Annotated in this window: 30 protein-coding genes; 20 read left to right on the top strand and 10 right to left on the bottom strand. The window is 50.8% G+C overall.

The window, feature by feature from the left end; all coding sequences use genetic code 11:
• The first annotated feature begins 76 nt into the window (after positions 1 to 76).
• The 6 genes from F4Y39_20060 to F4Y39_20085 all read left to right on the top strand — a co-directional run bounded on the left by F4Y39_20060 (position 77) and on the right by F4Y39_20085 (position 4,219).
• On the top strand, positions 77 to 877 hold the full coding sequence (locus F4Y39_20060) for a hypothetical protein (protein MYC16026.1): 801 nt from the start codon (positions 77 to 79) through the stop codon (positions 875 to 877).
• Between the two features lie 420 nt (positions 878 to 1,297).
• The gene (gene rplM / locus F4Y39_20065) at positions 1,298 to 1,729 is read left to right on the top strand and encodes a 50S ribosomal protein L13 (protein ID MYC16027.1); all 432 of its coding nucleotides are present in this window, start codon (positions 1,298 to 1,300) and stop codon (positions 1,727 to 1,729) included.
• Positions 1,730 to 1,757: 28 nt separating this feature from the next.
• Entirely contained in the window at positions 1,758 to 2,138 is a 381-nt protein-coding gene (gene rpsI / locus F4Y39_20070) for a 30S ribosomal protein S9 (GenBank protein ID MYC16028.1), read from the top strand.
• A gap of 112 nt (positions 2,139 to 2,250) precedes the next feature.
• The gene (gene rpsB, locus F4Y39_20075) at positions 2,251 to 3,009 is read left to right on the top strand and encodes a 30S ribosomal protein S2 (protein ID MYC16029.1); all 759 of its coding nucleotides are present in this window, start codon (positions 2,251 to 2,253) and stop codon (positions 3,007 to 3,009) included.
• A gap of 23 nt (positions 3,010 to 3,032) precedes the next feature.
• On the top strand, positions 3,033 to 3,632 hold the full coding sequence (gene tsf / locus F4Y39_20080; protein ID MYC16030.1) for a translation elongation factor Ts: 600 nt from the start codon (positions 3,033 to 3,035) through the stop codon (positions 3,630 to 3,632).
• A 29-nt stretch (positions 3,633 to 3,661) separates the two neighbouring features.
• Positions 3,662 to 4,219 (top strand): ribosome recycling factor, encoded by a 558-nt coding sequence (locus F4Y39_20085; GenBank protein ID MYC16031.1) that lies wholly within the window; start codon positions 3,662 to 3,664, stop codon positions 4,217 to 4,219.
• Positions 4,220 to 4,308: 89 nt separating this feature from the next.
• Here F4Y39_20085 and F4Y39_20090 read toward each other — a convergent pair whose 3' ends face one another.
• The gene (locus F4Y39_20090) at positions 4,309 to 4,836 is read right to left on the bottom strand and encodes a hypothetical protein (protein MYC16032.1); all 528 of its coding nucleotides are present in this window, start codon (positions 4,834 to 4,836) and stop codon (positions 4,309 to 4,311) included.
• A gap of 80 nt (positions 4,837 to 4,916) precedes the next feature.
• Between F4Y39_20090 and F4Y39_20095 the strand changes: the two genes are divergently transcribed.
• The 7 genes from F4Y39_20095 (at position 4,917) to F4Y39_20125 (ending at position 11,792) form a co-directional block, all read left to right on the top strand.
• Entirely contained in the window at positions 4,917 to 5,870 is a 954-nt protein-coding gene (locus tag F4Y39_20095; GenBank protein ID MYC16033.1) for a beta-lactamase family protein, read from the top strand.
• 93 nt (positions 5,871 to 5,963) lie between these two features.
• The gene (aroC, locus tag F4Y39_20100; protein ID MYC16034.1) at positions 5,964 to 7,043 is read left to right on the top strand and encodes a chorismate synthase; all 1,080 of its coding nucleotides are present in this window, start codon (positions 5,964 to 5,966) and stop codon (positions 7,041 to 7,043) included.
• Between the two features lie 3 nt (positions 7,044 to 7,046).
• Positions 7,047 to 8,693, top strand: coding sequence for an acyl--CoA ligase (locus F4Y39_20105; GenBank protein ID MYC16035.1), 1,647 nt, complete (start codon positions 7,047 to 7,049; stop codon positions 8,691 to 8,693).
• A gap of 86 nt (positions 8,694 to 8,779) precedes the next feature.
• A complete protein-coding gene (locus F4Y39_20110; protein MYC16036.1) occupies positions 8,780 to 9,100 on the top strand; it encodes a DUF1232 domain-containing protein in 321 nt (106 codons plus the stop codon).
• A gap of 3 nt (positions 9,101 to 9,103) precedes the next feature.
• Positions 9,104 to 10,198, top strand: coding sequence for an A/G-specific adenine glycosylase (gene mutY / locus F4Y39_20115; GenBank protein MYC16037.1), 1,095 nt, complete (start codon positions 9,104 to 9,106; stop codon positions 10,196 to 10,198).
• A 27-nt stretch (positions 10,199 to 10,225) separates the two neighbouring features.
• Positions 10,226 to 11,044, top strand: a complete 819-nt coding sequence (locus F4Y39_20120) for an SDR family oxidoreductase (GenBank protein ID MYC16038.1) — start codon at positions 10,226 to 10,228, stop codon at positions 11,042 to 11,044.
• A gap of 1 nt (position 11,045) precedes the next feature.
• Complete coding sequence (locus tag F4Y39_20125) at positions 11,046 to 11,792, top strand: SDR family oxidoreductase (GenBank protein MYC16039.1); 747 nt, start codon at positions 11,046 to 11,048, stop codon at positions 11,790 to 11,792.
• A gap of 198 nt (positions 11,793 to 11,990) precedes the next feature.
• Here F4Y39_20125 and F4Y39_20130 read toward each other — a convergent pair whose 3' ends face one another.
• The 9 genes from F4Y39_20130 to F4Y39_20170 all read right to left on the bottom strand — a co-directional run bounded on the left by F4Y39_20130 (position 11,991) and on the right by F4Y39_20170 (position 19,598).
• The gene (locus F4Y39_20130; protein MYC16040.1) at positions 11,991 to 12,431 is read right to left on the bottom strand and encodes a VOC family protein; all 441 of its coding nucleotides are present in this window, start codon (positions 12,429 to 12,431) and stop codon (positions 11,991 to 11,993) included.
• A gap of 185 nt (positions 12,432 to 12,616) precedes the next feature.
• Positions 12,617 to 13,222, bottom strand: coding sequence for an XTP/dITP diphosphatase (locus F4Y39_20135; protein MYC16041.1), 606 nt, complete (start codon positions 13,220 to 13,222; stop codon positions 12,617 to 12,619).
• 11 nt (positions 13,223 to 13,233) lie between these two features.
• Positions 13,234 to 13,950: a ribonuclease PH gene (locus F4Y39_20140; GenBank protein ID MYC16042.1), complete on the bottom strand. Its 717-nt coding sequence runs from the start codon at positions 13,948 to 13,950 to the stop codon at positions 13,234 to 13,236.
• A gap of 13 nt (positions 13,951 to 13,963) precedes the next feature.
• Positions 13,964 to 14,707 (bottom strand): AAA family ATPase, encoded by a 744-nt coding sequence (locus F4Y39_20145; protein ID MYC16043.1) that lies wholly within the window; start codon positions 14,705 to 14,707, stop codon positions 13,964 to 13,966.
• A 114-nt stretch (positions 14,708 to 14,821) separates the two neighbouring features.
• Entirely contained in the window at positions 14,822 to 15,292 is a 471-nt protein-coding gene (gene smpB / locus F4Y39_20150) for an SsrA-binding protein SmpB (GenBank protein MYC16044.1), read from the bottom strand.
• A 12-nt stretch (positions 15,293 to 15,304) separates the two neighbouring features.
• Positions 15,305 to 16,135: a hypothetical protein gene (locus tag F4Y39_20155; GenBank protein ID MYC16045.1), complete on the bottom strand. Its 831-nt coding sequence runs from the start codon at positions 16,133 to 16,135 to the stop codon at positions 15,305 to 15,307.
• Positions 16,132 to 18,009, bottom strand: a complete 1,878-nt coding sequence (mnmG, locus tag F4Y39_20160; protein ID MYC16046.1) for a tRNA uridine-5-carboxymethylaminomethyl(34) synthesis enzyme MnmG — start codon at positions 18,007 to 18,009, stop codon at positions 16,132 to 16,134. Before mnmG ends, F4Y39_20155 begins: the two co-directional genes overlap by 4 nt.
• Before the next feature lie 8 nt (positions 18,010 to 18,017).
• Positions 18,018 to 19,046, bottom strand: coding sequence for a biotin synthase BioB (bioB, locus tag F4Y39_20165; protein ID MYC16047.1), 1,029 nt, complete (start codon positions 19,044 to 19,046; stop codon positions 18,018 to 18,020).
• Positions 19,047 to 19,076: 30 nt separating this feature from the next.
• The gene (locus tag F4Y39_20170) at positions 19,077 to 19,598 is read right to left on the bottom strand and encodes a chromate transporter (GenBank protein ID MYC16048.1); all 522 of its coding nucleotides are present in this window, start codon (positions 19,596 to 19,598) and stop codon (positions 19,077 to 19,079) included.
• A gap of 308 nt (positions 19,599 to 19,906) precedes the next feature.
• On the opposite strand from F4Y39_20170, the gene F4Y39_20175 reads away from it, so the two are divergent.
• From F4Y39_20175 to F4Y39_20205, 7 genes are all read left to right on the top strand, one after another.
• Positions 19,907 to 20,692: a tetratricopeptide repeat protein gene (locus tag F4Y39_20175; GenBank protein ID MYC16049.1), complete on the top strand. Its 786-nt coding sequence runs from the start codon at positions 19,907 to 19,909 to the stop codon at positions 20,690 to 20,692.
• On the top strand, positions 20,619 to 21,413 hold the full coding sequence (locus F4Y39_20180; protein ID MYC16050.1) for a class I SAM-dependent methyltransferase: 795 nt from the start codon (positions 20,619 to 20,621) through the stop codon (positions 21,411 to 21,413). Before F4Y39_20175 ends, F4Y39_20180 begins: the two co-directional genes overlap by 74 nt.
• A gap of 4 nt (positions 21,414 to 21,417) precedes the next feature.
• The gene (efp, locus tag F4Y39_20185) at positions 21,418 to 21,975 is read left to right on the top strand and encodes an elongation factor P (GenBank protein ID MYC16051.1); all 558 of its coding nucleotides are present in this window, start codon (positions 21,418 to 21,420) and stop codon (positions 21,973 to 21,975) included.
• A gap of 30 nt (positions 21,976 to 22,005) precedes the next feature.
• The gene (gene accB / locus F4Y39_20190) at positions 22,006 to 22,470 is read left to right on the top strand and encodes an acetyl-CoA carboxylase biotin carboxyl carrier protein (protein ID MYC16052.1); all 465 of its coding nucleotides are present in this window, start codon (positions 22,006 to 22,008) and stop codon (positions 22,468 to 22,470) included.
• Between the two features lie 93 nt (positions 22,471 to 22,563).
• Positions 22,564 to 23,907 (top strand): acetyl-CoA carboxylase biotin carboxylase subunit, encoded by a 1,344-nt coding sequence (gene accC, locus F4Y39_20195; GenBank protein ID MYC16053.1) that lies wholly within the window; start codon positions 22,564 to 22,566, stop codon positions 23,905 to 23,907.
• 43 nt (positions 23,908 to 23,950) lie between these two features.
• A complete protein-coding gene (gcvH, locus tag F4Y39_20200) occupies positions 23,951 to 24,334 on the top strand; it encodes a glycine cleavage system protein GcvH (GenBank protein MYC16054.1) in 384 nt (127 codons plus the stop codon).
• 120 nt (positions 24,335 to 24,454) lie between these two features.
• Positions 24,455 to 24,970, top strand: a complete 516-nt coding sequence (locus F4Y39_20205; GenBank protein MYC16055.1) for an HNH endonuclease — start codon at positions 24,455 to 24,457, stop codon at positions 24,968 to 24,970.

Genomic DNA, 24,970 nt, shown 5'->3' on the forward strand with positions numbered 1-24,970 from the left:
GTTCATAGGCATATATTGTGATTAAAAATATGTATTTATACATATTACACGTTTGCATTTTTGGATTGGAGCCGCTATGAGAAAAATGTATTGGACAGACCTGAGGACTTCTAAAATTCAGTGTGCAAACGCAGACGGTTCAGATGTCAAAGATCTCGTTACGACTGGATTGCGTATTCCAAATAGCATCGCCCTGGATGGAGACGAGGGTAAGATGTACTGGACGGACGCTGGAACGTCCAAAATTCAGCGTGCAAACCTGGATGGTTCAGATGTCGAAGATCTCGTTGTTACCGATGTATATCTTCCAGGTGGAATGACGGTGCATGGAAAGAGAAGAAAAATATATTGGACAGACGCGGCCTGGGGAGAGACTGTGGAGTGCAAAGTACAACGAGCGGACCTGGATGGCTCTCATGTCGAAACGCTCGTTTTCACCGAAATGAGTATTCCCAACGGTATCGTTCTGGATCTGGACATGGGTAAGATATACTGGACGGACTTAACCAAAATTCAACGAGCGAATCTGGATGGCTCTTATGTTGAAACGCTCGTTTTCACCGAATTACTGCCATTGGGGATTGCCTTAGACGTGGGGGAAGGGAAGATGTACTGGACGAACTATAAGGGTGCTGGCGTGTCTAAAATTCAACGTGCGGACCTGGATGGTTCAGATGTTGAAGATCTCGTTACCGCGGGATTGGATCGCCCGTCGGGAATTGCGCTGGATGTCGTCAAAGGGAAGATGTACTGGGGGGACTATGACAACTATGGCACGGCTAAAATTCAATGTGCGAACCTGGATGGTTCAGATGTTGAAGATCTCGTTACTACGGGATTGGATCGCCCATCGGGGATTGCACTGTGCTGCTTCTAATACCTCCACCTTTTCAAGGGTTGACTTTCGCTTTTGCATGGGCTATATTGGAACCACACAAGAAAGGAGGTGGTCGAATGAGTGAAATGACCAGTGGAGGTGGCTGTCGTTAGGTGCGCCTCTGCCAGGAGCGGGAATAGCATCTCGAATGGTAGCGCACCTGGCAATCCAAGACAGCCATCGAGCGGTTTGTTATCTGCCACATTGGCGATTTTTTGACAATCGCGAGGCAGAAACTTCCGTCAGACGATGCGCCGCACGGAGATGGGTCGGTTTTCCGACACCCGACGTGTGGCGCTTTTTTGTGGGTTTCTAACTTGACAAAATTGGATTATACTGTACCTTCAGAGGCTCAAAGATTCCAAAATTAGGAGAGGAGGTGAGAGAGTTGCGCCGTAACCATGCGGCGCGATTGAGACGATGATGACACCGAGTGCCAAAAAAGGTGATGTTGAACACACCTGGTATGTCGCCGATGCAGAAGGCAAGATACTGGGGCGATTTGCCAGTGGCGTTGCCCGAATTTTGCGCGGCAAACACAAGCCTTTTTATACCCCCCATGTTGATACGGGGGATCACGTAGTTATTATAAATGCCGAAAAAATACAGGTGAAGGGCAATAACAAAGCCCAGCAGAAGGTTTATACGAGCTATAGTGGGTATCCCAGCGGGCTTAAGAAGCAAACGCTGGAAGACGCGCTGGAAAAGCGCCCCACATTTGTACTTGAGCACGCGATTCGGGGTATGTTGCCCCACAACAAATTGGGGCGACAGATGATCAAAAAGGTCCGTATTTACGCCGGGTCAGAGCACCCACACCAGGCTCAGTCTCCTGAGCCTATTGATTTATAGAGGAGGTGATTATTTGGCAGTTGAACCACTGAGTTCTGCTACGGGGCGTCGAAAAACATCAACGGCGCATGTAAAACTTTTCCCTGGAACGGGATTGATCGTTATCAATGGGCTTTCCGCGCTCGATTATCTCAAACGGGAGACATTGGTGATGATTATCGAACAGCCCTTAGATGTGACCGAGACCCGGGGGACTTATGATATTGTTGCCAAAGCAAAGGGGGGCGGTTTGACCGGTCAGGCCGGCGCCGTGCGATTGGGTATTGCACGCAGTTTGCAAGGCGTGAATACGGGCAATCACAAACCCCTGCGCCAGGCGGGCTTGCTCACGCGCGATCCGCGCAAAGTGGAACGAAAAAAACCCGGGCAACCCGGAGCGCGCAAAAAATTCCAATTCTCCAAGCGTTAAACCAGAGTATTTTATCTGGATATCACATGTATCCTGATTGCTTCACGGGTGCCAGATGGCAATGCGGCAATATGAGGGATGCAGAGGACAAACCCAAAGTGCAGGAGGTGACATGGCTGTTGTTTCAATGAGGCAACTGCTCGAATCTGGCGTTCACTTCGGGCATCAAACCCGGCGGTGGAATCCAAAGATGCAGAAATACATTTTTACAGAACGCAATGGTATTTACATTGTCGATTTGCAAAAGACGCAGATGCAAATCGAAACGGCATATCAGGCTGTGCGCAAGGCTGCCGAAACAGGCCAGCCGATTCTTTTTGTCGGTACGAAGAAACAGGCCAAAGACATCATTTCAGATGCCGCTGAACGCTGCGACATGTTTTTTGTCAACAACCGCTGGTTGGGGGGCATGCTGACGAATTTTCAAACTATTCGGCAGAGCATTCGCCGCCTGGACACGCTGGATAAAATGGCCAGCGATGGCACATATCAGCAGTTGACCAAAAAGGAAGTGTTGCGTTTGGAACGCGAGCGCGATAAGTTGCAAAAATCCCTGGGTGGGATCCGCAGCATGGGGCGTTTGCCAGCACTCGTATTTGTAGTGGATACCAAAAAGGAAAAAATCGCAGTCGCCGAAGCGCGCCGCCTGGAAATTCCGCTTGTAGCGATTGTCGATACCAATTGCGATCCGGATGAGGTTGACCATCCCATTCCGGGTAATGATGATGCAATGCGGTCCATTGCGCTGGTTACAAATTTGATGGCCGAGGCTGTAATTGAGGGGACAACTGTTCGACAGGATGAAGAAGAAGATGCCCCTGTGCCTGATGCAGGCCCTGAGATTACAGAAATTGATCCCAGCAATAATTAAATCAAAAGAGGACGGAGATTGAAATGGCTATTTCTGCAAAAATGGTTCAGGAGTTGCGTGCCAGAACCAATGTGGGCATGATGGATTGTAAACGAGCGCTTGAAGAGGCCGATGGCGTCATGGATAAGGCTGTTGAGTTGTTGCGTAAACGGGGCATTGCCAAAGCCGAGAGCAGGGCGGGACGTCAGGCCAAAGAGGGAGCGATTGCGTCTTATATCCATGCGGGAAGCCAATTGGGGGTTTTGCTCGAGATCAATAGCGAGACCGACTTTGTAGCGCGTACCGATGAGTTTCAGACGTTTTCAAAAGACGTGGCTATGCACATCGCCGCTGCCGCACCTCTTGTTGTGAATCGCGAGGACGTAGATGCCGAAATGCTGAAAAGAGAAAAGAATATTTATCGCGACCAGGCACTCAGCGAAGGCAAACCCGAGCACATCGTGGATCGAATTGTGGAAGGCCGCATGGAAAAATACTATCAAGAAGTGGTCTTAATGGAGCAGGCTTTTGTCAAGGATCCGGACAAAACCATTCAGGACCTGCACTCAGACCTGGCGGCCAAGTGCGGCGAAAATATCACCATTCGCCGATTCGCCCGTTTTGTCCTGGGGGAAGAGAGCTAAGCGTTTATAATGCCCAGAGGAGGTACGCCGTGATTGATGAGATTATGGCTGAAGCTCGAACGGCCATGCAAAAGTCTGTGATAGCCCTGCAAAATGAGATGGGTACAGTGCGAACGGGGCGTGCCAATGCGCATTTGCTGGATCAAATTCGGGTCGAGTATTACGGTACACAGATGCCGATTAATCAGGTCGCTACAGTGGGCGTGCCAGAACCGCGTTTGATCGCGCTTCAGCCCTGGGATAAGTCGGCGATTCCACTGATTGAAAAGGCAATTCTGGAATCGAATTTGGGATTGACACCGACCAATGACGGTACGATTATTCGGTTGCCCATTCCGCAGTTGACAGAAGACCGCAGACGAGAACTCGTGCGGGTGGTGAGGCAATATGCCGAAGAAAGCCGCATTTCGGTTCGCAATACCCGTCGCGATGCCAATGAACTCATCCGCGATGCGCAAAAAGAAGGCGAGATTCCCGAAGACGATGCCAGGCGCACAACAGATCGCGTGCAGGATTTGACCGACGAATTTGTCGCGAAAATCGATGAGGTGTTAAAAGAAAAAGAAGAAGAAATTATGGAAGTTTGATGCGGAACGAGATCTGCTGAATTGAAGAGGCCATCTCCATTGCGAGGTGGCCTTTTGGTTTTTAAGTCTGAGGAGTTCCCCGGCTCCCTTTAATATCTGATCGCATAGATCTCGACAAATTCGCCGTAGTGCCAGACGTAATACGCCGTGCGATAGTGCGATTTGGATCTGCCTGTTGTTCGGGTGGCGCGTTCGACGGCTTCGGGAGGGTTGACGATCAGGAGTTTGCTGTCGAGGCGAAAACGAAAGCCCAGATGTGTGACGAAGGGCGCGAAGATTACACTGCCTGTTCGCACGTCGATAACGGCGAATTGCTGGCATTCTTCGCCGCAAAACCACCGCACAATAGTTTGATCGCCCGCAAAATTGGGACCGATTTTGGCACCGTGAATCAAGCGGTCTTTGAATCGAAGCGCGCGCGGATGGCTCACGAGATTGACAGGACGCGGTTTGTCTTTGTAAATTTGGTATTCGGGAATCGCAAACTGTTCAAATTCGGGCATTTCAGTCACGGGGCCAGGCGCTTCGGGTAACTCGAGTTCGGGCATACAGGCGATAAAAAACAAAAACAGGATGAGGGGGATCGTCTGATATTTTTTGTATTTTGCGATTTTCATGATGTCAAATATAAGGCTTTTTCGTCAAGTCGGGCTATCATTTACCCAATTGAAAACAGGTTTAGTTTATGAGGTGATCCATGAAAGACAAATTAAATGCGGTTGTTCAAGCGCACAATTTTTCGGGTGTGGTTCTCGTCGTGCGGTCGAGAGAGCGATTATTGGCACAGGGATATGGGATGGCTGACCTGGAAAACAACGTGCCACATGCCCTGCATACCAAATTTCGCATTGGCTCCATAACCAAGACATTTACCGCAATGGCGGTGATGATATTGGCGGAGCAGGGCAAACTCCAAATAGACAATTTGCTCTCTGAGTATTTACCGGACATTCCCGATCACTGGACCGGGATCACATTACACCATCTGCTGAGCAATACGGCGGGGATCAGGCATGTGTGGGAACTGCCTGGTTTTTCCGATACCATGTCGCTGAAAGCAACCTCTGCCGAGACAATTCAAAAAGTTGTGGATCGGCCTCTCGTGGCGCCGCCGGGTACAAAATACCACTATAGCGGAACGGGATTTTTTGTCTTGTCGCGCGTGATCGAAAAAGTGTCGGGTCAATCATATCAGACTTTTTTGAAAGCGCACATATTTGACCCTATAGAGATGACCGATACGGGATGCGATCATCCCGATCCAATTTTGCCACATCGCGCACGCGGATATGCTCCTGCGGGGAATGGCGTGATCAATTCGCCGATGATCTATATGCCGATTCTGACCGGTGGGGGAAATTTGTATTCCACAGCAGAAGATCTGGCGAAGTGGGATGCCGCGCTCGGCGATGGCAAACTGATTTCACAGGCATCTTATGAGCAGATGTTTACGCCGGTGTTGAACAATTACGCCTGCGGCTGGCGCGTGGTGGACAATGGATCTGTTATGCACGGCGGTAGCGTATCGGGATTCAACACGGTTTTGTTGCGGTTTTTAGATGACGAGGTCTGTGTTATTGTATTGAGCAACGTGAATCCCGCCCCTGTAAAATCCATTGCGCAACAACTCGCGGCGGTTGTGTTTGCCTGAGCAACACTGCTGAGTATTGCGCGTTGCTTGACTCCCCACTATCCATTGGGTACATTTGCATACCATTCACGTCATGATATAGAGGAGCTTGTTATGAGCAGCACATTTGGTCGCGCATTTCGCATCACCACATGGGGGGAGTCACACGGTGGTGGCGTTGGTGTTGTTCTGGATGGATGCCCGCCCGGCCTGGAGATCAGCGAAGAAGATATACAGATTGAACTCGACCGTCGCAAACCTGGCCAGAGCAAAATTACCACACAGCGCAAAGAAGAAGACCAGATAGAAATCCACTCGGGTCTTTTTGAGGGCAAAACCCTTGGCACGCCGATATCGATGATGGTGTGGAATCAGGATGCGCGTTCCAAAGATTACGAAGAAATACGCACCAAATACCGACCTTCGCACGCCGATTACACATATCAGCAAAAATACGGCATTCGCAACTGGAAGGGGGGGGGCAGAGCCAGTGCGCGCGAGACAATCGGCCGCGTTGCCGCAGGTGCGATTGCGCGCAAATTGCTCAAACGCGATTGCAATATCGACATTATCGCTTATGTGCGTCAGGTTCACACCCTTGTTGCCAATGTCGATCCCATCGCGGTTACCCGCGAGCAGGTCGAGTCGAATATCGCCCGCGTGCCCGATTCTGAGATTGCCGAGCAAATCATTCAGCGCATTGATGCCGCCCGCAAAGATGGCGACTCTCTCGGTGGCGTGGTCGAGGCCGTTGCCCATCGCGTTCCTCCCGGCTGGGGGGAACCCGTCTTTGACAAACTCGAAGCAGACTTCGCCAAGTCTATGCTTTCATTGCCCGCCTGCAAGGGTTTCGAATCCGGCTCTGGTTTTGGCGGTATTGCGATGACTGGTTCTGCACACAACGATCCCTTTTACAACGATGGCAGCGGCATTCACACGCGCACAAATCATTCCGGCGGTATTCAGGGCGGTATCTCCAACGGCGAACCCATCGTCATTCGCTCAGCTTTCAAGCCCACTGCCACAATTTTGGCCGAGCAAGAAACCGTCGATATCCACGGCAACGCCACCACTCTCAAAGGGCGCGGTAGGCACGACCCCTGCGTCTTACCCCGCGCAGTTCCCATTGTCGAAGCGATGATGGCACTCGTACTGGCGGACCACTATTTGCGCCAGCGCGGACAAAGAGGGTGAATAATGATCGATTCTCAAATTTTCACCTGTATTAAAAATGCCAACTCCCATATCTATCGCTTTCCGTGGCGGAACTTTACGCATCTCTTAAAAGATCGCGCAGAACATCAGCCAGATAAACCCGCGTTGATCTTTTGCGATTGCGATACGGATGCTCGCACGGTTATTACCTATTCTGAATTTGAACGCCTCACCGCTGCTCTTGCAGGTCTGATGCATCGCGAATACGGTATAAGATGTGGCGATTGCGTCAGTCTTGCCTTGCCCAATTGTGCAGAAATCCCCCTGCTCACCCTTGCCCTTTTTCGCCTCGGCGCAACTTCTGTTCCTCTCGATATTGCCAAAGATGTTCCCGAGCGCAAGCGCTACAAACTGCAGAATGCCGGAGCCAGGTTGCTCGTTGTTTTGCCCGAACATGCAGAAATTCAACGCCGCGCATTACCCGATATCCAGATTGCGACAACAGAGCAGTTGTTCACCGCCGATGGATATGACGCAGTGGATATCGAGCCTGAGTGGTCTGGGGATTCAGAAGGCGAACAACACACCAGTATTGTGCTGTACACTTCGGGTACAACAGGCCATCCCAAAGGTGCGCGTATTACCCGACAAAGCCTCACATCCAATGCCGAGGGCATCATTCGCTGGCTCGGATTTGATGCACGCGAACGCCTCAACCTCGTTTTACCACTTCATCATATCAATTCCACCACGTTCTCAATCACCAGCCTCATGGTGGGGGGGAGCCTTGTGCTCAATTCGCGCTACAGCGTTTCGGCGTTCTGGCGTATCATATCGCGGGAGCGGGCGACATCTGCGAGTATTGTACCGACGATTATGGCCGACCTGCTCGCCCGCGCCGATGACTTTGAGCGCGAGGGCTATGACATATCTTCACTAAAAAAAATTATGATCGGTTCGGCACCTGTTCAACCCAATATTGCCTGCCAATTTGTCGATCGCTTTGGCGTCCGTCTCGTTCAGGGGTATGGCTCAACCGAAGTCAGTTTGCGCGTTACTGGCGTACCACCCGATTTACCCGATGACCAGTACCGCGATGTGCTGGAACAAAATGCCATTGGTGTTGAGCTTGCCAATAATAACATAAGAATTGATGGTGGGCGAAACGAAGGCGATGTCGGTGAAATCCTCGTGCGCGGTCCCGTGGTTGCCAATGGCTATCTCAACCAGCCCAAAGATACTGCCGAGGTTTTTTGCAATGGCTGGTTCCGCAGTGGCGACATGGGATATTTCCGCGACCTGTATAACCACCGTTTCTATTTTATGCACGGTCGAAAAAAAGAAATCATCATCAAAGGCGGTGTCAATATATCACCCATCGCCGTTGAAAATGCCTTGCTCGACGCATGTCCAGAACTCGACGCTGTTTATGTGATTGGTCTTCGTCATGACCGATGGGGGGAAGACGTTTGTGTAGCCGCTATTTTTAGATCTGGGATTGATCAGTCTGAAGCAGCCCAGGATATTCTCAGACGCGGACAAAGCGGCCAAATCCCGGGTCTGAGTACCTATGAAGCTCCTTCGCGCATTATCCCAATCACACCCGAAGACCGCCCGTTGACCTCTACGGGTAAAGTGCAGCGCAGTGCCCTGCAAGAGATTATCCAAAACCAGATTGACAACATCTGAACTATCTGCTGCGATTGACACAATTTATCTGGTGTATTATATAGGGGTGGTGGGGACTGGCTACTGACCACTTTCTGGTGATTGCCATGATGCGTATTTTTCTCCTTCTATTTCGTCTCTTGCGCGTACGCGGTGTCTTGTCAATCATCTCTCGACTCCCAAAATACCTGCGCCTTACCTGGCGACTTTTATGGGATTCCCGCATACCTTTATTGCCCAAAGTGTTTGTCGTTTTAACCATTTTATACGGGCTTTCTCCTTTTGATATTATCCCAGAGGCAATTCTTCCCCATATCGGATTGGGAGATGACATTGTGTTTGTTATCCTGTCTATTCGCAATTTGATCGCGGCCAGTCCTCAGAATATCGTCCAGGAACACGCCCGCAAGATTGCAGAGAAATCGTGATTTATGTCCCGAATGGATTTCAAAACTCAGATCGCTGCCGATCTTCTGACCTGGTATCGCGAGCACAAACGCGATTTGCCATGGCGGCAGACAGACGATCCCTATCGCATCTTGCTGTCTGAGTTTATGCTCCAGCAAACGCAGGTCGATACTGTTATTCCCTATTACCATCGCTTTCTCGACCGATTTCCCACGGTTTTCGACCTCGCCAATGCCTCACAGGATGATGTCCTCAAAGCCTGGGAGGGGTTGGGCTATTACGCTCGTGCCCGCAATTTGCACAAAGCCGCGCATTCTATTGCTATGGACTTTGGTGGCACCGTACCCAATACTTACGATGAACTCAAATCCCTGCCAGGATTTGGGCCTTATACCACAGCCGCAGTTTTGAGCATTGCTTATGATCGCGACCATGCCGTGCTCGATGGCAATGTTATTCGCGTTGTCACGCGCCTCTTTGATATCGGCGACGATGTCACGCAAACCCGCGTCAAAAATCAGCTGTGGGATCTCGCCCAGGCTCTGTTGCCAAAAGGTGAAGCTGGCACCTACAATCAGGCGATTATGGAACTCGGCGCAATGGTCTGCACCGCCAAAAATCCGGCGTGCGATCAGTGTCCTGTGCAAAAATACTGTGCAGCGTACAGAGTGGGCAATCCGCAGCGTCTGCCCGTCAAAGGAAAAAGGAAGCCGCGTCCTCATCACACGCTGTGCGCGGGCATTGTGTGGCACAATGACAAAGTGCTCATTACCCAACGCCCGCAAAATGGCTTGCTCGGCGGGCTTTGGGAATTTCCCGCAGGAACGCAACGGGAAGGGGAATCTCTGCAAGATACCTGTATGCGAGGGATAAGAGAAACCGCGGGTATTGATGTCGAAATCAACGATCGGTACCGCACGGTCAAACACGCTTTTACACACTTCAGTATGACCCTGCACACTTTCCAGTGTCATTATGTCAAAGGGAGAGCGCGTCCAATCGGTTGCGACAATCTCGCATGGGTTGTACGTGCCGATTTTAATGCTTATGCTTTTTCCCGCACCAGTCGCAAACTCATCGAATATCTACAACAAGATGTCCAAACCGGTCTTTTTTGATTTGAACATAATTTCAGGGAGGGGTTCATGAAACTCGAAAACAAAATTGCGCTCATCACGGGCGCGGGATCGGGCATTGGCAAAGCCATTGCGCTCGAAATGGGTAGTGCAGGCGCGCATATTGCCGTTAACGATCTCACTGCCGAAACAGCCGAGACCACCGCACACCAGATCGAAGATCTCGGGCGCGAGGCCCTCGTCATTCCCGCTGATGTGGCTGACTCGGGTCAGGTCGAGGATATGGTTCAACAGACGCTTAATCGCTTTGGACGCATCGATATTCTGGTCAATAATGCCGGTGTGTATATTCCTCAAGATGGTGGCGTCACAGCCATTACAGATGAGGCGTGGCAGCGCATTCTCGATGTGAATCTCAATGGGCCTTTTTATTGCAGTCGCGCGGTTGTCAAAGACATGATAGCGCGCAAGCAAGGTGGCAAAATTATTAATATCTCGTCTGTACAGGCCGAAGTTGCGCATTTCGACGCTTCTGCCTATCAGCCTTCTAAAGCCGCAGTGGTTATGCTCACGCGAACCCTTGCGGTGGAACTCGCTCCTTACAAAATTAATGTCAATGCCATTGGTCCGGGTGCTATTGCATCCGAAGGTATGGGCGCATCACTTGGTCCTGAAGTTATCGATGCCTACCGCAAACGCATCCCCTGGGGTGCTCGCGGATACACCCGAGATATTGGAACTGTCGCCGCCTTTCTGGCTTCGGAAGATGCACGCTATATCACGGGCCAAAACATCTATGTCGATGGCGGTTATTTGTCTGATAGCACGCCGACGGAGCTAAAATCGCAAGATCATCCCGTTCCACCAGATGACCCGGATCCAAAATAATATGATTCCCAAAAATCTCACCAATAGAACGGCCATTATCTCCGGTGCCGCGCAGGGTATTGGAAAAGCGATTGCCATACGCCTTGCTGAGGCCGGTGCAAGTGTGGCGATTGCCGATCTCAATCTGGAGAAAGCACGCGAAGCGGCTCGAGAAATCGGGGCAGATGCATTGGCTCTGTCGCTCGATGTTGCAAATGCCGAGCGTGTGCAGAATACCGTTGATGAATGTCTCAATACCTGGGGGCGTATTGATATTCTCGTCAACAACGCGGGCATTGTGGGGCGCGATGTGCCCGTCAAAGATCTCACGGAAGGGGATTGGGACCAGGTTCTCGATATCAATCTCAAGGGGACTTTTCTGTGTTCGCGCGCTGTAATCGCGCCTATGCTCAATCAAAAAAAAGGTGCTATAGTCTCGGTCGCCTCCATAGCAGGCAAAGAAGGCAATCCCAGCATGGCACCCTATTCGGTCTCTAAAGCGGGTATTATATGTTTTACCAAGGTCCTGGCAAAAGAGCATCTCGAGGACAATATTCGCGTCAACTGCATCTCGCCAGCTCTGATCGAAACCCCACTGTTGGCAGATGTGGAGCCAGAGCAACTGGATTACATGACGTCCAAAATTCCCCTCGGTCGCCTCGGTCAACCGGAAGAAGTCGCCGCTGTTGTCCACTTTCTCGCATCCGACGATGCCTCTTTTGTGACCGGGCAGTGTTATGATGTCAGCGGTGGTAGGGCGACGTATTGATAGGATTCACCCGAGTGGTCGCGCACTGAATACTTCTCTCAAATAGAGAACGACCCACCCGAGAGCCGTCACTGCTATTGCTACGGCCACAGCGATCAGACACAGCAGCCATCCCGGAGTTCGGGTATCTGGATCGTGATAGGGATTTCGTCGGGGATCGTCCCAGCGCATGGTGGTGTCCTGAGTTGTATCAGCAATTTATCGATTTAGATCCTCTGAAAATTCAGTGCCTTCTGGCACATCTGTATCGCTCTCAAAGCAGATACTAAATCCATCCGGGTCGTTCAATGAAACAACCCACATTCCGTTTCCGACAAAGGGATTCGATACCTCGATACCGCGATTCTTGATTCTGCGATAGACCGTCAGGGCATCTTCGCACATGAATACAATTGAGACGCCTTCGCCCATTTTACCTTCGGGCACCCACGAATTGCGTCCCTCCTTTCGGAATTCCTGCAACATCAGCGCAGCGTTCCCGCATTGGAGCCAGCACCAGCGAAGCCTTCCATCTGGTTCCCATTTATGGATCATTTCAAATCCGAGACCCTCGACATAGAAGCGAACAGATGCTTTGATGTTTGATACCGAAAAAAACGGGACTGCCTGTTTGACATTTGGTTTTGCCTCAGCGGTCATTATTTGCTCCTTATGTTTTCCAGAGTGTAGTTATTGGAAGATATAAAATTCTGCAATGACGGGATCAATGCCGCGCACATAGAGCAACGAGATTATTGCGAGAATAATGAAGATAGCGACACAGAGGAGAACAAATCCATGTTTCTGATACCACCATTTGGGGCGGCGAGGGATGTTGGGATCGTTCATGGTATGGACGCGCTGAAAAGGTCGAGAATGCAGGACAAGATGGCACGCAGAGCCTGGCCCCGGTGGCTGATGCGATTTTTTTTGCCAGAAGATAGCTCGGCGGAAGTGCAATTGTGGGTGGGAATGAAAAAGAGCGGATCGTACCCAAAGCCATTCTCGCCCCGGGGTGTTGTGAGGATGCGGCCCTTCCATGTAGCTTCGGTGGTCTGCACCCGGCCATCGGGTGTGGCAAGAGCCATCGCGCAGCAAAAGTGCGCGGTGCGCTGTTTCGCGGGAATGCCGCGCAGGTTTTCGACGAGTTTGGCATTATTCGTCTCATCTGTGGCATCCTCCCCGGCGTAGCGCGCGGAATACACGCCGGGTGCGCCATTTAAGGCATCAACCACAAGGCCAGAGTCATCGGCCAAAGCAGGCAAGCCCGTGTATTTTGCAATTTCACGGGCTTTTTTTATGGCATTGGCTTCAAAGGTTTCGCCGTCTTCGATTACTTCGGGCGCGTTGGGAAACGCATCGAGCGATACGACCTGAATCTCAGAGCCGAGCATGTCCTGGATTTCCCTGCGCTTGCCCTGATTGCGGGTGGCGAGTATGAGGATAGGCATGGGTGTGGCTACTATTGCGCTAAAACATCACGCTGGAGTTGCGTGATTTCGGAGATGCCCTTTTGGCCCAGGGCGATGAGGTGTTGCATCTGGTCGAATGTGAAGGGATTTCCTTCGGCTGTGCCCTGTACTTCGACAAAGTTGCCCTGACCGGTCAGGACGATATTCATATCCACTTCGGCTGTTGCATCTTCGGCATAACACAAATCGAGCATGGGCGTGTTGCCAATGATGCCCACGCTGACGGCTGCGACGGAATCGCCAAGAGGGTTTTTTGTAATACTGGCCTCATTTTTGAGCTTGTCAATCGCATCGACGACTGCAACATAAGCTCCCGAAATTGAGGCTGTGCGGGTGCCGCCATCGGCTTGTAACACATCGCAGTCGATCCAGAGGGTGCGCGAACCGAGTTTTTTGAGATCGATCACGGCGCGCAGTGCGCGTCCAATTAAGCGTTGAATTTCCTGGGTTCGGCCCTTAGTACCGCGCGTTTCGCGCTCGCTGCGCGTATGGGTTGAACGGGGCAACATGGCGTATTCCGCCGTGATCCAGCCCGTGTTTTTACCCACGAGAAAATGGGGTACGCGGTTCTCAACACTGGCTGTGCATATAACGTGTGTGTCACCCATTTTGATCAGTGCCGATCCCTCGGCGTGTTTCATAAATCCGCGCTCAATACTCACGGGACGCAATTGGTCTGGGCGGCGTCCATCTATGCGCTGGCTCATAAATGCTCCTTTGTTACTGCGAACCGATCCATCTTTCTTCGGGATTGCCCAATTCTCGGAAGTCGTATCCGTCAACGTGAATGATATGACACATTTCGAGAAAGCGAGAATAGATGCGCCCCTGAGCGAGTTCTTTTAATTCATCGGCTTTCTGATTTGTGGTCACAAATGTCAGGCGTCGATTGGCATAGCGGGCGTCAATGAGGTTGTAGAGGATTTCCATTTCCCATTCGGTATTGCGCTGCACGCCAAAGTCGTCAATGACGAGATAGGGCACATTGCTCAATACTTCAATCATGGGCATGGCCTGCCCATGCGTGTCACTGCTTTCGTCAAATGTATGTCTGAGTTCTTGAAAGCTCTTTGATAGTGAGATGAATTTGCCGGGTTTTACAAATCGAAAAATGAGTTCGTTGAGCAAGATATATGCAAAGTAAGTTTTTCCACGGCCTGGCTCGCCCCACAAATAGAAGCCTTTGATCGATTCTTTGTTGCCGTAAAGATTATCGACCAGGGTGCTGAAATAGGACTTGAGGAGTATGGCTTCTCGGTTGGGCTGACCATTGTCGTACTGCTCTTTAAAATCCTGTAAGAACTTAAAGCGAAAGGGCGCGGGAATGCCCGATTTCCGGATGTATCTGTCAACATGGAGTCTCTCCATCCGAAAGGAATAACACGGGCACCAGGTGGGCTCGCCGCTCTTTGCATCAAGGACCATAAAAGGCGACTTGCCGCCGCATTGACAGTGTTCGAGCACTTTTTGAGAAAGTTTGATTTCGCCGTGAAGCCCCGCTTTGACATGTGGGTCGTAGTAGTAACCCAGGTCATCGGGGGGGAGGTCAATGCCTGTTGTTTGTGGAGATGTGATGATTTACCTCCCGTTGCGAATGCGTGTCTTCAACGCCTGTTCGACTTCGCGCTGGGCATCTCGGCGAGCAATATCGCGCCTCTTGTCAAATTGTTTTTTGCCGCGTGCCACGCCGAGCTCAACTTTGGCTTTGCCGCGTTTGAAATAGAGTTTGAGGGGAATTAATGTATGGCCTCTTTCGTTGATATATCCTCTCAGGCGATTGATTTCATGGCGGTGGAGCAGCAATTTGCGTTTGCGCTCGGTGTCGTGGTTAAACTGGTTGCCCTGTGCATATTCGCTGATATGCGTGTTGTGCAAATAAGCTTCCCCGTCCTCAATACGCGCGTAGCCATCTTTCAAATTGGCTCGTCCTTCGCGCAGGGCTTTGACTTCTGTGCCCCGCAATTGCAGGCCAGCTTCATAAGTGCTGAGGATGTGGTAGTCGCGCCGTGCTTTTCGGTTTTGCGCGATAATTTTGATACTTTCTGACATTGGCACCTCCGCTCATATATCGGGTTGCAGGATGTGCATGAGATGTTCGAGTTTTTCTGCGCGGTTTGGGTCGTCCAGATTTAGATATGTATATCTGAGGTTGTTCATCATGCGAAAGAGTGTGAAGCAGTTGCTGGCTTTAGAAAAGAGATCGTCCGAGATTTTTTCACCAATGAGATCGGCACATTCATTTGCCGTGAGAATCTGACCGCGGTTGTGTGGGTCAATATAAATATGTTGATCTTTGTGGATGTATTTGACGATGTAATGCTTGGGTAAAGCGACGCCTGAGATAGGTAATTCAAGGCGTTGTGCAAGAATGAGATAGATGGCTGAGAGAGTGATAGGCCAGCCGCGCTTGCGATCGATTACGCGATTGAAATACGTGTCGTCGGGATCATAGTGTGTAGATGCGTGAAACCCTTGCTCGTCAAAGAGATAATGATTGAGCGTGCGAATGATGCGAATGGGATGATCGTCGGGGGCAATCCTGGGCGCGAGTTCAAAGGCCATGTATCCCAGCCGCGTTTTGTAAGCACTTTCATCGAGGTCGGGATATCCAAATCGCGCCAGCGCAAAGACGCCTTCTTCAAGGGTAATATCGCCGTGTTGGTCGCGTGTGAGATTGCGAAACCGCATGTCCAGAGACGGTTCTCTAAATTGCCTGAGTACGCGGCTGACTTCTCTGTGCGCGCGTGAGTCTTCGGCGCAGGCACTGTGGATTTCACGTGTGGCTTTTTCACCCAGATCATACAGTTTTTGGCGCAGGCGATCCGCAATGTCGGGGGAGCAGTCCGATAGAAGCGATACAATGGCGCGGATTTGTTCGGAGTGGAGTTTCATACGGGAATACCGCGTTTTTTCAACATGATCATAAGTAGAGAAATGTCAGCAGGCGAAATGCCGGGAATACGAGAGGCCTGTCCCAGTGATCGGGGTCTGATGCGGGTGAATTTTTCAATAGCTTCATTTCGCAAAGCCGCAATGTCGGCATAATCAAAGTTTTCGGGGATATATTTTTTTTCCAAATTGTAAAAGCGCTGCACCTGCTCTTCTTGTCGGTCGAGATATCCTTCGTATTTGAGTTCAATTTCGACCGATTCGCATACATCCTCAGGCAGGTTTTTAGCAGCAGATGACAATTGTGTGACTATGTCGTAAGACAATTCTGGTCGTCGCAAAAGTTCGGCGAGCGTCACCGCGCGTTTCAACGGAGAAGAATGCGACGCTTTGAGCGCTGTTTGAACATCGTCGGTTGGGGTGAGGCGCGTTGATCGCAGCCGTTCGACTTCTTCGTCGATTTGTCGTTTGCGCTTGCAAAAGCGGTTGTACGCCTCGTCGGAAAGCAGTCCAATTTTGCGTCCGAGTTCACACAGGCGCAAATCCGCGTTGTCCTGTCGCAAGAGCAGGCGATATTCGGCCAGCGAGGTAAACATGCGATAGGGTTCTTCAGTGCCTTTGGTAACGAGGTCGTCAATTAGTACGCCGATATAAGCCTGCGAGCGATCCAGGATTATGGGATCGTCGCCCCGGGCTGTTAAGGCGGCGTTGATGCCCGCCATAATTCCCTGACCAGCGGCTTCTTCGTATCCGGTGGTGCCGTTGATTTGTCCCGCAAAAAACAAACCGGCGATGGGTTTGGTTTCCAGGGTAGGATGGATTTGCGTCGGGGGGACATAGTCGTATTCGACAGCATAGGCCGGGCGCATGATCTCGGCTCCTTCGAGACCGGGAATACTGCGTACAACCTCGACCTGCACATCTTCGGGCAGGCTCATCGACAGCCCATTGAGATAGATTTCGAGGGTGTGATACCCTTCGGGCTCGAGAAAAATTTGATGCCCTTCTTTGTCGGGAAAGCGCACAATTTTGTCCTCTACCGAGGGGCAGTACCGCGGCCCCACACCCTGGATGCGTCCGCTGTACATGGCCGAACGATCCAGATTGCTGCGAATAATATCGTGCGTTTTTGGCACGGTCATTGTGAGATGACAACAGAGTTGCTCTTGCTCGATGGCGTCGGTATGGTAGGAAAAGGGCCGGGGGTCTGCATCGCCGGGTTGCTCTTCGCACGCGCCAAAGTCGATGCTGCGCGCATTGACGCGCGGTGGGGTGCCGGTTTTGAGCCGCCCGAGTTCAAAACCGAGTTGCGAGAGGCCATCGGATGCTTTGTCGGCGGCTTGCTCACCTGCGCGCCCCGCGCTGTAGGAGAAATCACCCACATGAATGAGGCCCTTGAGGAAGGTGCCCGTGGTCAGGATCACAGTTTTAGCGACAAAAACCATTTTGGCTTTGGTGACCACGCCTTCAATGCGTCTGTTTTTGACCACGAGGTCTTCGAGCAAGCCCTGTTTGACATCGAGGTGTGGCTGGTTTTCGACTACTTCTTTTACGCGAAACTGGTATGCTTTTTTGTCCGCCTGCGCCCGGGGGGCCTGTACAGCGGGTCCTCTGCGCCGATTGAGCAAGCGAAATTGCAGACCCGTGGCGTCAATATTGCGCGCCATTTCACCGCCCAGAGCGTCAATTTCGCGCACCATGTGGCCTTTTGCTATGCCGCCAATGGCCGGGTTGCAAGACATCTGCGCGATGGTGTCGAGGTTCATGGTCAGCAGCAGTGTTTCACATCCCATGCGCGCAGAGGCCAGTGCAGCTTCTGCACCTGCATGCCCACCGCCAACAACAACGACATCGTATTTTTTTTCGTAGACCGACATATTCGTTTTTACTGTTGAGCGTGTACTGGTGTGCCTATCGCCAGAAGCTGATCGCTTTTCGATTCGCTTTGAATCGTTTCAACTTCAAATCCCAGATCGGCAATCATCTGGTGCGTATTTTCCACATCCAGACCACCGGTGGTCAAATATCCTTCCATAAAGAGCGAATTGGCGGGATAAAGTGCCAGGGGCTGGAGGGACCGAAGATTTTTTTCTCGACCACCCGCCACGCGAATTTCGGTTGAGGGGTTGACAAATCGGAACAGACACAATGCGCGCAGACAATCTTGTGGGGTCAAGGAATTTTGATTTGACAGGGGTGTGCCCGCGATGGGGTGCAGGAAATTGACGGGGATGGAGTTGACGCTGAGGTCGCGCAAAGACACGGCCATATCAATTATATCATCGTGGGTTTCTCCCATGCCGATAATGCCGCCGCTGCATGTATCCAGGCCCGCTTTTTGGATGTTGTACAGGGTTTTCAGGCGGTCTTCGTAGGTATGTGTAGATACAATATGCGGCGTGTGCGCTTTGCTGGTGTTGAGGTTGTGGTTTACGCGATCGACGCCAGCGTTTTTTAAGCGCTGTGCTTTTTCGCCGGTTAGCAAGCCCAAACAACAACAAATGTCGATATCTACTTCCCGTTTGATCTGGCGCACGACATCTGTGATGGCATCAACTTCATTGTCGGTGGGTGCGCGTCCGCTCGTGACAATGCAGTATCGATACGCACCGTTTTCTTTGGCTTCGCGGGCTGCATCTATCATTTCGCGAGCTGGTCGCAGGGGATATTTATCAATCGGTGCGTTTGAGACCGCCGATTGCGAGCAATAGGCACAATCTTCGGGACACAAGCCACTTTTGGCATTCATCAGCACATGGATGTGTACTTTGCGCCCAAAATAATGATGGCGCACCTGGTATGCTGCGTGTAAAAGCGGTAGAATATCGCGGTTGGGCGTTTGAAGAACAGCGTGCATTTCAGCAGTTGACAAGCCGGTACCGAAGAGGGCCTTTTGGGCATAAAAGGTGTACATAGTATGTCCTGAGTGTCTATACTTTCTGGGTTATCGATAAAATGCCAGGCCGAGGGCTGCGGTTACAACAATGGCCAGAGCGGGATGCAGGTTGAGAAAATTTATGGCAACAAAAGCAGCGACCGCAATCAGGGCAGTGTGCCAGGAGGTAACGGATTTGGGACACATTTCCCAGACCACGACGATTAAAAGCCCGACTACTGCCGGGCGCACGGCTTTGAGCATGGCCTGTACGAGCGGCGTATCCTTGTAGTTCATGAAAAACAGACCGAGGACCATCATCATGAGCAATGAGGGGAATACCGTGCCAAAGAGCGCGACCAAAAGGCCAGGTGTGTCGGCGACCTGGTATCCTATATATGCAGCCATTTTGGTGGCAATGGGACCGGGAAGTGCATAGCCCATCGCAAGGGCGTCTGTAAATTCTTCTATGGTCATCCAGGCATTGCGATCGACGACTTCTTCTTGAATGAGTGGAATCATCGAAGGGCCGCCGCCATAAGCAAAGATGCCGACTTTGGTGAATGAAACAAACAGGCGCAATAGCTCCATCAAGACGCTCCTTGTAAGCATAACAGATTGTTAAACAGCGATGTTATGAATAAATTTGCTTCTTTTGGCGAATTGGAAATATATCCATTTCACGCTTATGAGACAAGGTAAATCACATCGGGAATCGTCGAAATTATTGGCTGATTTTGCAGTGGATTTTTTGGTCAGATTTTTTACATTTGAGAACGATTTTGTCGCGCGTTAATCTATATCTGGTGTAATTGCGCGGGCAGACGGTGTGATAGAAATGGGATAATATCTGGTTTAATCTCTGTTTATCGTTGACAATTTCGGACCTTTTTTCTATTATGCCCGCTCTTTTTCAAGGGCAAATTACTTCCATGTTGGCAATAAAAAAACTTCAAAAAATCTGTGATCAAAATCCGACATCCATTTTATTTGCACGTCTGGCAGATGGGTTGTTGCAGCGTGGAGAAGTCGCACGCGCAATTGAGGTGTGTCGCCGCGGATTGCGCTATCGCCCGTCTTATACGGCGGGCCATGTGGTGATGGGCAAGTGCTATCAGGCTGCCGGGCATTATGAAGAAGCGCGTCTGGCGTTTCAAAAAGTATTGCAATTAGATGCCGGTCATCTTGCCGCACATTGGTATATGGGCAAAATCGCTTTGCAATTGGGCCGTGGTGACCTCGCGCTCAAATATTTTGAACAGGCTCATGCACGCGATCCATTTAGTCCCGAACTTATAGAGCAGATTCGCAAACTCAAGGGCGAGGAGCTTGAAGAGGAGCAAGACAACGGTCCTGAGCATGCAGACGAGAATACCGATTCTGGAGATCAGGAAGTCGTATCTGAGAACGAAGTATTTGCTCAGGCCCTCTTAGAGGAAGATATTGAGGATGATTTAGATACGCTGGTTACGTCGCTTAAACGCGAGCCAAAATCCGGGGGGGAGGCCCCTGTTATTGCAACGAAAACGCTGGCTGAGCTGTACGCGAGCCAGGGCCTTATTCGGGAGGCCATCGCGGTTTTGGAACGGGTGATTGCACGCGAACCCGATAATGAGCATATTATTGCCCGCCTGGATGAGTTGCGGAATTTATCAGAGGAATCGGAGCATGAATCAGGAGTATGATGGAATTGCGGAAGCCTATAGGGATTCCAAGCAACTTTCATTTCGAAAATATATTGAAGAATATACTTTTTTTGAGATATTGGGAGATATCCGAGGAGCAACGGTCTTAGACCTGGCTTGCGGTGAGGGGTTTTACACACGCAAGATTGTGCAAGCCGGAGCGGCAGAAGTCACAGGCGTCGATCTTTCCGCAGAAATGATCAACCTGGCAGAAGAAGAAGAACGCATCCGTCCTTTGGGATGCAAGTACCTGAATCGAGATGTGGCACGGCTCGATATGGCTGAATCTGTCGATGTCGTGGTGGCGATGTATCTTTTAAATTATGCCAGGACAAAAGAGGAACTTCTCAATTTTGTCCAAGTGGCGTATAATAGACTGCGACTGGGGGGGCGGTTTGTCGGATTTAATGACAATGTCCAGCATGTTCCCAGAGGAACTATTTCCTTCGCCCAATACGGATTTGACAAAGTGTGTACCCCTGCTCCTGAAGAGGGCGATGTCATTTTGTATCAAATGATCAATGAAGATGGCACGCAGTTTGAGTTTAAGAATTATTTTCTCAAACCAGAAACGTATCAATGGGCTTTTCAGAAAGCTGGTTTTTCCGATTTTCAATGGGTCGGTCCCTTTATACACCCGTCTCAGCAGCACAATCCATTTTGGGATGCTTTTATGTCGCGTCCCCCACTTATTGGCTTTAGCGCGTCAAAGCAAGGATAATTTTATGGTTTCTACTTCTGACTTTCGCAATGGTATGGTTATTCGCCTGGATGGACAGCTTTTTTTTATGACTGAGTTTGAGCATTTTAAACCCGGCAAAGGTGCTGCGGTCGTGCGCACCAAGCTCAAGAGTGTGAAGTCGGGCGCTGTGATTGACCGCACATTCCGGTCGGGCGACAAAGTAGATGATGTTCGTCTGGAAAAACGCAAGAGCCAATACTTATATAAACAAGACACATTTTACATTTTTATGGATACCCGCACCTACGACCAATACGAAGTGCCTACGGAGATTGTGGGCGATGCACAAAAGCTGTTGCAGGAAAATGAGATTGTCGATGTACTGATTGCCGAGGGAAATGCCATGGGTGTGGAACTGCCCATTTTTGTAGAATTAAAAGTCGATCAAACCGATCCCGGTTTGCGCGGCGATACAGCCACTGGCGGGACAAAGCCCGCGCGTGTGGTAACCGGGGCAACAGTACAGGTTCCGCTATTTGTCGAGATTGGCGATGTGTTGAAGATTGATACGCGCACCCAATCTTATGTCGAACGGGTTTAGGAGATCATTGTGAAAATTTCCAAGCAGGTAATAGCGAGTGCAAAAGAACTCATCGATCTGATTGGCGCCGATGATGTGCAGGAAGTTGAGGTTGAACGCAAGCTCTTTGGACGCGGGCGCATTCGCATTGTGCGCGCCAGCCAGCAAGCCCCTATTGTGCAAACACTATCTGCGCCACCGGCGTCAGCATCTGCACCTGTCGATGCACCTGAGACCCAGGTTGAAGATGCTGTAAGTGAAGACGATGGCCGCTATCACACTTTGCGCTCGCCTATGGTGGGTATGTTTTACCAATCGCCAAACCCCGAAGCACCGCCTTATGCAACAGAAGGCGATGAGGTGGCGAGAGGGCAGACCCTGTGTATTATTGAAGCCATGAAAATTATGAATGAAATCGAGTGTGATGTGAATGGTCGGGTGGTGCGCGTACTGGTTGAAAATGCCGCGCCCGTCGAATACAATACCCCCTTGTTTTTAATTGATCCACAAAAGTAGCCCCTCGGGGATGCCCATTCGCTTGTTGTCGTTTGCCCTCCCCCTTGCGAATGAGCAGGCCCTATTGACCTTTCCTTTTTTGAGATCATACCCTTGTTTGAGAAAGTTCTCATTGCCGACCGCGGCGAGATTGCGCTGCGTATTATCCGAGCCTGTAAAGAGTTGGGGCTGCAAACTGTAGCCGTTTACTCTGAAGCGGACAGCAATTCACTGCACGTTGGTATGGCCGACGAAGATGTTTGTATTGGCCCACCCTCTGGCGAGCAAAGTTATCGAAATATTCCGCGCATTTTAAGTGCTGCCGAAGTGACCAATGCCGATGCGATTCATCCGGGATATGGTCCGCTGGCCGAGAATGCCGAGTTTGCCGAAATTTGCGGCACTTGCGGCATTGTTTTTATTGGTCCATCTGCCGAAGCGATACGCAAAATGGGCGATAAGGCCATCGCACGAGAGACCATGCAAGGGGCCGGTGTGCCCGTTGCGCCGGGTACGGGGGTTTTGGAGAGCCATGAGGCGGCCCAACAAGCTGCGCGTAGCATTGGATACCCCGTGCGCCTCAAGGCGGTAGCAGGCGGAGGTGGACGGGGAATGCGCACTGTTTTTTCAGAGCGCGAATTGGAACGCGCGTGGCAAATGGCACAGGCCGAGGCACAGGCGGCGTTTACATCTGGTGCGCTTTATTTAGAAAAAGAGATTGTGCAGCCCCGGCATGTGGAGATTCAAGTGTTGGGAGATTTGACAGGGCGTATTGTGCATTTGGGGGAACGGGAGTGTTCGGTCCAGCGTCGGCATCAAAAGCTCATTGAAGAGTCGCCTTCACCCGTAGTTGATGACGCCATGCGCCAGCGCATGGGAGAGGCTGCTATTAAAGGTGCGCTCGCTGTTGGATATGCCAGTGCTGGTACAGTTGAATTTTTGCTCGACGCTTCCGGTGACTTTTATTTTTTAGAAATGAACACGCGCATTCAGGTCGAGCACCCGGTTACAGAGATGGTGGCAAGACTCGATCTGGTCAAATGGCAGATTCTCATCGCAGCCGGTACATCCCTTCCACAATCTCAAGACCTATTTGATTTCAAAGGGCATGCTATTGAGTGTCGGATCAATGCCGAAGATCCCGAGCACAATTTCAGGCCCTCGCCCGGCACAATTACGTCCCTTCACATGCCGGGTGGTCCGGGCATTCGCATTGATTCACACATATATACGGGATATACGGTTCCCACGCAGTACGATTCCCTTTTGGCCAAGCTCATCGGATATGGCGACACGCGCGACGAGGCAATTGCACGGGCAGTGCGCGCGCTTGAAGAGTTTGTGATCGAAGGTGTGCCAACGACCATTCCCTTTCACCTCCATGCCCTGCAACACGAGGATTTTAGAACGGGACGAGCAACAACAGAATTTGTGAACAAGTTGGGCTATGGCGGGTGAAGTTCATTTCTCACCCATAGGTAAAGGTACAAAGGAGCAGAAAATGTCGGATATTCCAGAGGATTTACTTTTTAATAGCGATCACGACTGGGTTCGGATTGAGGGTGATACCGGTACATGCGGGATTACGGATTACGCACAGGGAGAACTGGGCGATATTGTGTTTTTAGAATTGCCAGAGATTGGCGATTTTGTCGCTCAGGGGGAATCCTATGGCATAATTGAGGCGGTCAAGACGGTGTCCGATCTCATTGCACCGGTTTCGGGTGAGGTGGTTGATGTCAATATCCAGTTGACAGATGATGCTGCTCTGGTCAACGACGAGCCTTACGGAGAGGGATGGATGATTCAAGTGCGCCTTTCAGATCCTTCAGAGACAGAGTTTTTAATGGACGCACATGCCTATGCGGGTCTGGTTGATGAATAGATAGAGTGAATAAGGCTTGACACCTTGTAGTCAATGCGATATATCATGAGGATTTATATTAGAGAGTAGATGGGTGGAGGCTAATCGCTATTTTTGAGGTGCTTTATCATGCCCGTGACAATGCCCACGGTACTCAATCAGTCTGTGCTGGTGCTCAATCAGAGTTACGAACCTCTGCACGTGTGTTCTGTGCGCAGGGCTATTGTACTGGTTTTTCGAGGTCGCGCCGAAGTTGTCGAAGCGTGCGATTCTCGTATTCATACGGTGAGCGATTCATTCCCCGTGCCGAGTGTGGTGCGCCTGGCCGTATATGTGCGCGTGCCTCCCAAACCGCTCGCCTTGACCAAGCGCAATATCTTAAAACGCGATGGGTTCCAGTGTCAGTATTGTGGCATTCGCCGCGGTCCATTTACCATTGATCACGTGGTGCCGCGGTCTCACAATGGGCGCAATTCATGGGATAATCTGGTGTGCGCCTGCCATCGATGCAACAACCGCAAGGGCGACAATACGCCTGCGGAAGTCGGTTTATCATTATTGCGCAAGCCTCAGTCTCCCAATCGGGTGACCTTTATTCGACATCATATTGGGGTGCCAGACCGTCGCTGGCGTCCCTATCTTTTTATGGATGATTAA

This window comes from Gemmatimonadota bacterium (assembly GCA_009838845.1).
GTDB lineage: Bacteria > Latescibacterota > UBA2968 > UBA2968 > UBA2968 > VXRD01.

Excerpts from the sequence above, each read along its gene's own strand:
- F4Y39_20110 (MYC16036.1), top strand. The coding sequence starts at position 8,780 with ATGATGCGTATTTTTCTCCTTCTATTTCGTCTCTTGCGCGTACGCGGT.
- F4Y39_20205 (MYC16055.1), top strand. The coding sequence starts at position 24,455 with ATGCCCACGGTACTCAATCAGTCTGTGCTGGTGCTCAATCAGAGTTAC.
- tsf (MYC16030.1), top strand. The coding sequence starts at position 3,033 with ATGGCTATTTCTGCAAAAATGGTTCAGGAGTTGCGTGCCAGAACCAAT.
- smpB (MYC16044.1), bottom strand. The coding sequence starts at position 15,292 with ATGTCAGAAAGTATCAAAATTATCGCGCAAAACCGAAAAGCACGGCGC.
- F4Y39_20140 (MYC16042.1), bottom strand. The coding sequence starts at position 13,950 with ATGAGCCAGCGCATAGATGGACGCCGCCCAGACCAATTGCGTCCCGTG.
- F4Y39_20105 (MYC16035.1), top strand. The coding sequence starts at position 7,047 with ATGATCGATTCTCAAATTTTCACCTGTATTAAAAATGCCAACTCCCAT.
- F4Y39_20095 (MYC16033.1), top strand. The coding sequence starts at position 4,917 with ATGAAAGACAAATTAAATGCGGTTGTTCAAGCGCACAATTTTTCGGGT.
- rplM (MYC16027.1), top strand. The coding sequence starts at position 1,298 with ATGATGACACCGAGTGCCAAAAAAGGTGATGTTGAACACACCTGGTAT.
- gcvH (MYC16054.1), top strand. The coding sequence starts at position 23,951 with ATGTCGGATATTCCAGAGGATTTACTTTTTAATAGCGATCACGACTGG.
- efp (MYC16051.1), top strand. The coding sequence starts at position 21,418 with ATGGTTTCTACTTCTGACTTTCGCAATGGTATGGTTATTCGCCTGGAT.
- F4Y39_20180 (MYC16050.1), top strand. The coding sequence starts at position 20,619 with ATGAGCATATTATTGCCCGCCTGGATGAGTTGCGGAATTTATCAGAGG.
- F4Y39_20170 (MYC16048.1), bottom strand. The coding sequence starts at position 19,598 with ATGGAGCTATTGCGCCTGTTTGTTTCATTCACCAAAGTCGGCATCTTT.
- rpsB (MYC16029.1), top strand. The coding sequence starts at position 2,251 with ATGGCTGTTGTTTCAATGAGGCAACTGCTCGAATCTGGCGTTCACTTC.
- aroC (MYC16034.1), top strand. The coding sequence starts at position 5,964 with ATGAGCAGCACATTTGGTCGCGCATTTCGCATCACCACATGGGGGGAG.
- bioB (MYC16047.1), bottom strand. The coding sequence starts at position 19,046 with ATGTACACCTTTTATGCCCAAAAGGCCCTCTTCGGTACCGGCTTGTCA.
- mutY (MYC16037.1), top strand. The coding sequence starts at position 9,104 with ATGTCCCGAATGGATTTCAAAACTCAGATCGCTGCCGATCTTCTGACC.
- F4Y39_20120 (MYC16038.1), top strand. The coding sequence starts at position 10,226 with ATGAAACTCGAAAACAAAATTGCGCTCATCACGGGCGCGGGATCGGGC.
- mnmG (MYC16046.1), bottom strand. The coding sequence starts at position 18,009 with ATGTCGGTCTACGAAAAAAAATACGATGTCGTTGTTGTTGGCGGTGGG.
- F4Y39_20090 (MYC16032.1), bottom strand. The coding sequence starts at position 4,836 with ATGAAAATCGCAAAATACAAAAAATATCAGACGATCCCCCTCATCCTG.
- F4Y39_20155 (MYC16045.1), bottom strand. The coding sequence starts at position 16,135 with ATGAAACTCCACTCCGAACAAATCCGCGCCATTGTATCGCTTCTATCG.
- F4Y39_20135 (MYC16041.1), bottom strand. The coding sequence starts at position 13,222 with ATGCCTATCCTCATACTCGCCACCCGCAATCAGGGCAAGCGCAGGGAA.
- F4Y39_20130 (MYC16040.1), bottom strand. The coding sequence starts at position 12,431 with ATGACCGCTGAGGCAAAACCAAATGTCAAACAGGCAGTCCCGTTTTTT.
- F4Y39_20175 (MYC16049.1), top strand. The coding sequence starts at position 19,907 with ATGCCCGCTCTTTTTCAAGGGCAAATTACTTCCATGTTGGCAATAAAA.
- F4Y39_20125 (MYC16039.1), top strand. The coding sequence starts at position 11,046 with ATGATTCCCAAAAATCTCACCAATAGAACGGCCATTATCTCCGGTGCC.
- F4Y39_20060 (MYC16026.1), top strand. The coding sequence starts at position 77 with ATGAGAAAAATGTATTGGACAGACCTGAGGACTTCTAAAATTCAGTGT.